This is a genomic window from Aerococcus sp. L_32, from assembly GCF_050689315.1.
On sequence record NZ_JBOEQF010000527.1, the window covers coordinates 1 to 1220 of the forward strand.

General features: G+C 40.2%; 2 protein-coding genes and 1 pseudogene. All 3 read right to left on the minus strand.

Features of this window, described 5'->3' with window-relative positions:
- On the minus strand, positions 1-257 hold a 257-nt coding region (locus ACRCJ0_RS14500), incomplete at its 3' end, for a beta-ketoacyl synthase N-terminal-like domain-containing protein (protein WP_431390910.1).
- Positions 258-269: 12 nt separating this feature from the next.
- The gene (gene fabG, locus ACRCJ0_RS14505; RefSeq protein ID WP_026465984.1) at positions 270-1016 is read right to left on the minus strand and encodes a 3-oxoacyl-[acyl-carrier-protein] reductase; all 747 of its coding nucleotides are present in this window, start codon (positions 1014-1016) and stop codon (positions 270-272) included.
- 3 nt (positions 1017-1019) lie between these two features.
- A pseudogene (locus ACRCJ0_RS14510) lies at positions 1020-1220 on the minus strand (ACP S-malonyltransferase); the annotation flags it as partial.

The following is a 1220-nucleotide window of genomic DNA, read 5'->3' on the forward strand; positions in this document are numbered from 1 at the left end:
GCAACAGCTTCGATGGCTGCAGCTACTGCGTATTGACTGTATAAGTCCATACGTTTTGCTTCTTTACGGTCCATGAAATCTTTTGGATTGAAGTCTTTTACTTCAGCCACTAATTTCGCATTTAAATCTTTGGCATCAAATTTTGTGATTGGCCCAAAACCGTGCTCGCCGGCTTTTAAATTGGTCCAAAATGTTTTTGCGTCATTTCCGATAGGTGTAATAGCACCCATACCTGTTACGACTACTCTGTTTGTCATATTTATTGCCTCCTAATTCATATACAAGCCACCGTTGACATCAAGCGTTGTACCTGTGATATAGCTTTGGTTAGCTAAGAAGTACACGGCTTCAGCGATGTCCGATGGTTGTCCAAGTTTCTGTAAAGGAATATTTTCCAGCATAGCCGTTTTGGCTTTTTCTGGAATTTCATCTGTCATTTCTGTTTCAATGTAGCCTGGTGCAATGGCATTAACTGTGACACCACGCATACCTAATTCACGTGCTGCAGCCTTCGTTAAACCAAGAATCCCCGCTTTTGAAGCTGCATAGTTAGCTTGACCAACGTTACCCATTTGACCAATCACTGATGCAATATTAATAATGGCACCTTGACGTTGCTTCATCATTAGTTTGCTAGCTGCTTGAATGAAATTGAAAGTCCCTTTTAAGTTAATATCGATCACTGCATCGAAATCTGCTTCTTTCATACGCATTAGTAGCGTGTCGCGGGTAATACCAGCATTATTCACTAATACATCGATGGTTTGGAAATTTGCTTTGATGAAAGTCATGATTTCTTTAGCAAAATCGGTATCCGTTACGTCACCCTTGAAATCCTTCACAACAACATTTTTGCTTTCTAAAGCCTGGATATGGTTTTCAGTAGAACCAGAGCGGGAAACAATGACAATATTGTATCCTTGGTCTGCAAACTTGTGAGCGATGCTTGCACCAATACCACGGCTACCGCCTGTGACAAGGGCTGTTTTCTTTAATTCTTGTGTATTCTCAGTCATAGCTTATCCTTTCAATCCTGCGATAGTTGCCTGCAGGGTTTCTTCGTCTTCAACTCGGTAAATCTTAATCTCTTTATTGATTTGTTTCATAAATGAAGACAAGGTTTTACCAGGGCCAATTTCAATGACCGTATCTACCCCTTGTTCAATTAAGTATTCAATTGAATCTGACCATTTAACTGGCTTCATCACTTGTTGGATTAA